Origin of the sequence: Paenibacillus sp. OT2-17 (assembly GCF_009827695.1) — a bacterium.
Lineage (GTDB): Bacteria > Bacillota > Bacilli > Paenibacillales > Paenibacillaceae > Paenibacillus > Paenibacillus polymyxa_B.
The window spans coordinates 1-7,514 of record NZ_WUDQ01000160.1; the positions used below are offsets into that span (position 1 = coordinate 1).

The following is a 7,514-nucleotide window of genomic DNA, read 5'->3' on the forward strand; positions in this document are numbered from 1 at the left end:
ATGATGCGCCTAAAGATGCAAAGAAGGAAACAGCCGCGCCACCAAATCGACCAGCACAAATGACAGGTAGAGCTACAGATCAAGTGGCTACAGATTCAGCATATCAAGTTTTCAAAAAAGTATTAGAAGATAAAATTGCTTTCGTTTCCATAGATTATCGGCTAAGTGGCGAAGCTATTTTTCCGGCTCCCATTTATGATGTTAAGGGCAGTATCAGATATCTGCGTGCACATGCCAAGGAATACGGTATTGATCCAGAAAAAATTGCAGTAGCAGGAAATTCTGCAGGTGGACATCTGGCTACCGAACTCGCTGTTACTAGTGATATAAAAGAGCTTGAAGGTGATGTTGGGGGCAATCTTGAGTATTCAAGCAAAGTAATGGCTGCAGTTGATTTTTACGGTCCAACAGATATGTTTACCATGGGCCCTGAGATGGACCCAACCCTGCAATCTCCTGAGGAGGCAGCCGAAACACATGACTCTCCACGAGCAGCTGAAGCCAAACTTCTTGGATTTGATAAAGAAGGACAAGGTGTGGCAGTCCTGAGAGATATTCGGGATAAAAAACAAACCAATTCTCCTTATTGGGAAAAAGTAAAGTTGGCAGAATTGGCAAGTCCTATAAATTATGTATCTTCAGATGATCCACCCATGTTTATTGCACATGGAGGAAGTGACAGTTTAGTATCTATTCAACAAAGTTTGAGACTTAGAGATACTCTTAACCATGCAGGAGTAGAAAATATTTTTATGTCTAACTCTAAAGCTCCCCACGGTGGCCAGGGTGAAGATGTCAATAATGCAGCTATAACCTGGGTAACAAAAAAATTGCTTAATAAATAAGCTATTCTAAATATTTATGTTATTTTATTAAAAAAAGGGAGCCCTATTATGGAGGTTCCCTTATTCTTGTAGCCTAGCATGGGCATCATTTTCTAGGTCGAAAGTCCCGAATGAGGGCTGGCGAACGCATAGAAAAAATGATAGTCTAAAATACCACCTGAGAAGAGTATTATTATAAAAGTCTCCACTTAAAGACATCACGCCAAGTTTCCTTTCTTACAGATTTAGTTTCTAGGAAGTATTGTCACAACATCAAGCAATAAAAAAGAGGGACTACTACCGCCATTTACCCTAATCTCCAAATCAACGTTAGATTGCCCATTCACATCTGCATCGGAAAAAAATATGCTAAAAGGCTGATAGCTTGTATAAGGTAAAGTGTTTAGAGGCATTGTTCTAGATACAGCAGTATTCAATAGGCTTATCTGCAACACGCCGCTGTTATTGTTACGATCTACAAGTACGTAATAGGTTAGACTATATCCGTTAGAGCCCGGTTGTCCTAGAGTAACTCGTTGCCTGAGATAAGCGCTCCTACCTGGTTGTACAGCAAAGAAAGCAGATTGTGGACCGGTGTAAGGGCGAAGCGTCGATAAATATACTGCTCCTTCTGCCTGCCAAGGGGAAAAATTCGGCATATCAAATCCATAATTTACAACTCGACTCACACGATATTTTCTACTATTAAGTCCTTTTTTTTGACTTGGTTCTTTTGTTTGGAATTTGAGCACTGGGTTTATAAGTGGGGGATTTTTTTTCTTTTTAACATGATAATTTCGAGTGAAGCTTGTCTTTGATTGTTTAATTTTCGATCTTATTAACATGATACCACTCCTCCAAATCATGATGAAATAATATACACAAGAAATTATGAACAAGTGTTAGTCAAAAGTCTCGTTTTTGTTAATGTTTTTCTTATAAATTCAAAATGAGCACAGAGCAGGGAGAAACGGAGAGAAAGATTGGAAATGTAGGAGCGATAGCGACCGCCTATGTTTTTGGATTTCAGCTGTGAGAAGGGTTATGATAATAAAATAAATCCAAAAACAACAGCGACAAAAAGTGCAATCCTTTTTCGGAGAATCGCTTAAGGTCTCTCATGCAAATCTTAAGTTCAATTTAGTTGCTTTTCACTTGAACGGCTCGATAGAAAGCTAATAAAAAAACAAGCTGACTCCTTATTATAAGGAAACAGCTTGTTTTTAGTTAGAATGTTTCGATTTCATCCTCAACCAGTCTTTTCAATTCAGATGCTTTTATGTCGAGGTCATAGGCTTAAAAGTATTTGGTATTTTCTAGGTTCTATCCTGCGGGGTAAGGATTTTTTTGATTAGTTCTATTTAGTAAATAGTCTGTGCTCGTATGATGAAAGTCGGCCAATTTAATTAAAATCGTCGTTGGAATATCTACATCTCCACGTTCATAATTGCTATATATCCGCTGGCTGCAATTCAGAAAATCTGCCATATGAGTTTGAGTCAAATCCTTATCTTCGCGTAAATTTCGAATTCGTGGGTACATCTTGCTCACCTCAAAACAAGAATACCCTAGCGAAATATTCGCTATTGATATTTAGCGAATATTTCGCTAAAATTATTTAGAAACTAATACATATGAAGAGGGGGAAGAAGGTGAGTATCTTGGAGGATTTATATTATGGAAAATGTAACCCAAGTGAACGAGTAAAACCGAAAGATCCCGAATTTGAACTGGTATCGCAGAAAATATCCAAAACTATGGAAAGCCTGAAAATAAAAATACCAGAACACGAGTACAAACTAATTGAAGAATTATCCGATTTACATGATAATTTGATCTCCATATTATCCGCTTCGGCTTATATTGACGGATACAAGATGGGGGCTTTAATGATGGTTGAATTATTTGACGGAAAAGAAGGGATTATATAGGTATTTGAACAATGACATAGTAAGTAGGTAAAGGATTAAAAGGGGAACGAATAATAAGATAAAAGAAGGAGAACGTTTTGTAGAAAAGACGATTCACAATAAAGGAAACAATATTAACTAAAGACTTTGAAAGGTAGCTCTCGTTAAACGGAGTTACCTTTTTTGTTTTTATGAGCACAGGGGGGCAAATCATAAACTTGAGTTATTCTGTTCTACCGGGTAAGCCTTTTTTTCATTAGTTCTATTTAATAAATAGTCTGTACTTGTGTGATGAAAATCAGCTAGTTTGATTAAAATTTTCGTTGGAATGTCTACATCTCCACGTTCATAGTTGCTGTAAATACGCTTGCTGCAATTTAGATATTCAGCCATTTGTGTTTGGGTCAAATCTTTATCTTCCCGTAAATCTCGGATTCGTCTATACATCCTATTCACCTCTAAGCTAAGAATAGCCGAGCGAAATTATCGCTATTCATTTTTAGCGGTAATTTCGCTAAATGTAGAAGGGGACTATTACAACTAGAGCGAGATGGAGTATCATGGCGTCTCCCTTAATTTTGATAGATAATAGCCAACCGTATAATTAATTTTTTATTAAATACTTAAATAAGATATATAATGAGAAAATTAATTACTTGATAAGGAGATTAAATTAACTTTATTGAGTTAATGATAAACAAGGCCTGTTAAATACATAAGTCTGTGGTCTTAGGTAGAAATCCATGTTATTCATATAACAATTAGGAGTAGAGATGGTTTTCCATAATGGAGGATGGGAATCTAGACCCAGGTTGCTTGCCACCTCCACCGAATACTTGCGCAGTTCCTGTTACAGATACACGAAATGCGCTCCAGAAATCGGCGGATAGCTTAACGGAGCTTGGGCAGGATTTTGTAGCAGCTAATTCAGAACGATATGAGAAAAAATTTGATTCAGTCTGGAACTTCCTAGATTATATGTCGTACGGTATTCCGAAGGGAATGTATCAAGGGTACATGGAACGGGCAGCTAAACAAAACGATTCATGGAATGACATGCTCAATTTCGGTACATTTGGAGTATCGGGCATGATTCAGGGAGCATTTAATCCCACAAATGCATGGTCAAAAGAACACTGGGCTAATATGATCGGTACAGCAGGATTATTTGGAGGAGTTAGTTCAGTAATCAAACCTAAGATTAGTTTGAAATCATCGGTTAAGTATGAGGGGGCAGTGGACTTACGACAAATTTCTTCGGACGGTTTGCGTAATGAATTGCCATTAACAGATGTCCAGAAAACGGAGATTATTCAGTATACTAAATCGTTGGATTTTCCCGAAGATAATATAATAATGAGTAGACCTGGTTTTTATGATGAGTGGAATACAGGTATGATGTACGATAGATTTATTATAAATACAGATGTATTACAGGAGTTGGAACCTTAAGTGATAACTCACGTGTGTCAGCCAAGGCAACGATTGCACATGAAATTGTGGGACACTATGAGGCATATAAGGCAGGGAGAGCATTTGAATTATATGATGTTGCTCCAGATGCATTTAAAAGAAATTTTGCTCTAGATGAAGCCCAAGCTAGTATAAGAGCTGCAAGGTTCGCTCCCGATTTAACATCAATAGAAAGGATGACGCTACTGAGGGATGCCATAACCCGATTAAAAAGTGCTGATTTGCGTATAGGTGATGTTAAGGGAGAACTTTATATTGAAGAACGATAAAGGGGTAACGTTTAAAATGGAAAAAATAATGGATGTTAGTTTAACTTTTGAGTCAAAAGATGAAGGTACAATTATAGTAGGAACAAACAAAGGATTAGACCATTTAACCTACCCAGAAATAAAAAAAATCATAGGTGATAAAATTCTTATTAAAAATGCAAATCAAATTGAGACGGTATTAAGCGTTAGCTCTGTTCAAATTTCAACTTCAATGGCTGAAAGGAAAAATATTGGAATATGCATTGGCAAGTTAGCATCTCCTGATCTTGTTCAAGTTGGGGCGAGTATTTACAGTTTAGAACATTAATTAATATCTGTTTAAAGGAGGAATAAAATGAATATATTAAAAAAATTGAAGAAGGAAAATGTTCAATAGATGAGTTAGAAAATTTGCTAGAAGAAAAGAACCCCATAGTTTTATATCATGCAATGACACATATCGGAAAAGAAGGTATTCGTACAGAGGAAATATTTAAAAAATTAAATGGATTATCTTTAAAAAGGGAACATCAAGATAAGCTGATAGGTCATTATAAAATAGGAGACTTAGCAATAGCTACTATGATAAAACTTGGAGAAAAAGAAGATGAGATAACTGGGTTTAAGATATTAGATGAATTTGAAAAAAAGATGCGTTTCCGTCTTTTTGAAGAAGTCGATTGGTAAATCTCCTGTTCATCTGGATAAATGTACTCAGTTAAAAACTTATTTCACCTCGAACGCTGAGGAGAAATAAGTTTTTTTATATCTAAATATAAAAAAAGTGTGGAAAGGGCAAGAAATAAAGAGGAGGCTCGAATAAAAATAGAGAATGCAAATGCAAATTTATTGCTAATTTCAGGTAATCGCATAAAATGGCATGAATATAAGCTTCGCAACAGCCTGGAATTATTAGCATACTCCACAAGTTGCAAAGCTGTCGCACTTGTTCCAAAGTGGCGTTTATGGTATTATATTCCTGGATATCATTTCCCCGACTGCGTAGCCTAAAATTCGCTTCCACGCTTACTAACGACATAATATTCCTTTGTAATTATGTAAAAGCTTTCAAGTTCAACTCTAAAGTTAAAGTTTTCAATCGGTACGTGAAATGAAAAAGAAGGGAGGGGAATTTGGGAATACGATCGGTAGTTCGTCAATATACAGGGTTGCCTATGAACCAGACACTATATTTGAGCACCTTGAACTTTGGGGATTGACATTTGAGCACAAACAGCTCGAAGAGCACCATCTTGCATGAAGACGACTGTTATGGCTTGCCATCGGTGAATTAAGGCGCTGATATCCAAAAGAATACCTGGAACCCGTGCAACGCAGTTTGCTGTATGTACCGTAACCAAGGTAATTATGGCGAAAATAAAAATGATGAACTGGCTAATTCGGCTTGATTAGAGTCCTCGCCGTAAAATGAAAGCGGTTACAAATTTAGGGGGGAGGCTATAACATCTGCTGAAAATGTTACAAGTCCAAGTTTCGGAGCACCAACCTTCAAATAGGATACAAAATTACTAATTAAATCTATGCATAGGCAATTTGTGAACTTTTAATAGACATGATATATAAAAATGGAGGAATATGTTTATGATTAAAAAATTTTCGGTGTTTTTATTAGCTTTTACATTATTGCTGAGTTGTTTACCAATGGTACCTGTACATGCTGCTAACAATGCAATTGCAAAGCTTCCAGGGAATTCAAATCCTCTTATGGATCATAAATTGGGGGCAGATCCCTATGCGTTGGTCTATGATGGAAGGGTTTATATCTATATGTCAAGTGATGCATATGTATATAACAGTAATGGAACGGTGAAGGAGAATGATTTTAGTGAACTAAATAAAATATTCGTCATATCTTCTGCTGACATGGTGAACTGGACAGACCACGGTGCAATTCCGGTCGCAGGATACAATAACGAAAATAATGGAAAAGGTATTGCAAAATGGGCATCACTCTCATGGGCACCGACCGTTGCACATAAAAAAATAAATGGTAAGGATAAATTCTTCCTTTATTTTGCAAATGGTGCCTCAGGTATTGGTGTGCTAACTGCAGATACTCCGATAGGACCATGGACAGACCCACTCGGAAAGGCTCTTGTTACACACAGTACAACTGGAATGTCTGGAGTTACATGGCTTTTTGACCCGGCAGTATTGGTGGATGATGATGGTACAGGATATCTGTATGTTGGTGGAGGTATACCCAATACTTCGGACCCAGCTTCAATTGCAAATCCTAAAACAGCCAGAGTTTTAAAACTGGGCGCTGATATGACCAGTATTATTGGAAGTGCAGTAACCATTGATGCTCCTTACATGTTTGAAGACTCAGGAATTCATAAGTATAACGGCAAATATTATTACTCTTATTGTATCAATTTCTCCGGTACACACCCGTCAAATTACCCAGCAGGTGAAATAGGCTACATGGTGAGCAGCAGTCCTATGGGACCCTTTACTTATACAGGACATTTCCTGAAAAATCCACAAGCATTTTTCGGAGTTGGTGGAAATAACCATCATTCGGTGTTTAACTTTAATAACCAATGGTATGTAGTGTACCATTCCCAAACTGTCAGCAAGGCTCTGTTGGGAGAAGGGAAAGGATATCGTTCTCCTAATATTAACAAGATTATCCATAATACGAATGTAACGATACAAGAGGTTCAGGAAAATATGGCAGGCGTGCCTCAGATAGCCAATCTTAATCCATACAATAGGATTGAGGCTGAAACAATCGGGTGGAATGCAGGGATTACAACCGAGGCGAGTCAAGCATCAGGCGGACCGACAAATAATCTTAATGTGACAAACGTACACAATGGAGATTGGATCGCTGTAGGAAATGCCGACTTTGGTAGCGGTGGAGCCAAGACGTTTAAAGCAAACATAGCATCCAATGCAGGCGGTAAAATAGAAATACGTCTGGACAGTGCAACGGGTCCTCTGGTTGGAACTCATAATGTCAGTTCTACTGGAGGAACACAGACCTGGAAGGAAGTCGAAACCACTGTAAGCAATGCAACAGGAGTCCACAA

Annotated in this window: 8 protein-coding genes and 1 pseudogene; 6 read left to right on the plus strand and 3 right to left on the minus strand. The window is 37.5% G+C overall.

Translation table 11 applies throughout. From position 1 onward, the window contains the following. The coding region (locus tag GRP75_RS15905; RefSeq protein ID WP_160789780.1) for an alpha/beta hydrolase at positions 1-845 on the plus strand (845 nt) is incomplete at its 5' end. 224 nt (positions 846-1,069) lie between these two features. On the opposite strand, the gene GRP75_RS15910 is transcribed toward GRP75_RS15905, so the two are convergent. Together GRP75_RS15910 and GRP75_RS15915 are read right to left on the minus strand one after the other, a co-directional pair. Beyond that, complete coding sequence (locus GRP75_RS15910; RefSeq protein ID WP_160789781.1) at positions 1,070-1,669, minus strand: hypothetical protein; 600 nt, start codon at positions 1,667-1,669, stop codon at positions 1,070-1,072. Positions 1,670-2,147: 478 nt separating this feature from the next. After that, entirely contained in the window at positions 2,148-2,366 is a 219-nt protein-coding gene (locus tag GRP75_RS15915) for a helix-turn-helix domain-containing protein (RefSeq protein ID WP_160789782.1), read from the minus strand. 110 nt (positions 2,367-2,476) lie between these two features. On the opposite strand from GRP75_RS15915, the gene GRP75_RS15920 reads away from it, so the two are divergent. Further along, positions 2,477-2,755, plus strand: coding sequence for a DUF6809 family protein (locus tag GRP75_RS15920; protein ID WP_160789783.1), 279 nt, complete (start codon positions 2,477-2,479; stop codon positions 2,753-2,755). A gap of 189 nt (positions 2,756-2,944) precedes the next feature. On the opposite strand, the gene GRP75_RS15925 is transcribed toward GRP75_RS15920, so the two are convergent. Continuing rightward, a complete protein-coding gene (locus GRP75_RS15925; protein WP_160789784.1) occupies positions 2,945-3,181 on the minus strand; it encodes a helix-turn-helix domain-containing protein in 237 nt (78 codons plus the stop codon). A 339-nt stretch (positions 3,182-3,520) separates the two neighbouring features. On the opposite strand from GRP75_RS15925, the pseudogene GRP75_RS15930 reads away from it, so the two are divergent. The 4 genes and pseudogenes from GRP75_RS15930 to GRP75_RS15945 all read left to right on the plus strand — a co-directional run. Next, positions 3,521-4,476: pseudogene (locus GRP75_RS15930) on the plus strand (WXG100 family type VII secretion target); the annotation flags it as partial. Next, positions 4,463-4,783 carry a hypothetical protein gene (locus GRP75_RS15935; RefSeq protein WP_237449070.1) on the plus strand — a complete coding sequence of 107 codons (321 nt, stop codon included), beginning with the start codon at positions 4,463-4,465 and terminating at the stop codon, positions 4,781-4,783. The pseudogene GRP75_RS15930 and the gene GRP75_RS15935, both read left to right, overlap by 14 nt. 83 nt (positions 4,784-4,866) lie before the next feature. Then, the gene (locus GRP75_RS15940; RefSeq protein ID WP_160789785.1) at positions 4,867-5,142 is read left to right on the plus strand and encodes a hypothetical protein; all 276 of its coding nucleotides are present in this window, start codon (positions 4,867-4,869) and stop codon (positions 5,140-5,142) included. Between the two features lie 915 nt (positions 5,143-6,057). Then, positions 6,058-7,514: glycoside hydrolase family 43 protein (locus GRP75_RS15945; protein WP_160789786.1), on the plus strand; the 1,457-nt coding region annotated here is incomplete at its 3' end.

What these genes read in the sequence shown, in the direction of transcription:
- GRP75_RS15915 (WP_160789782.1), bottom strand. Translation starts at nt 2,366, where the DNA reads ATGTACCCACGAATTCGAAATTTACGCGAAGATAAGGATTTGACTCAA.
- GRP75_RS15910 (WP_160789781.1), bottom strand. Translation starts at nt 1,669, where the DNA reads ATGTTAATAAGATCGAAAATTAAACAATCAAAGACAAGCTTCACTCGA.
- GRP75_RS15925 (WP_160789784.1), bottom strand. Translation starts at nt 3,181, where the DNA reads ATGTATAGACGAATCCGAGATTTACGGGAAGATAAAGATTTGACCCAA.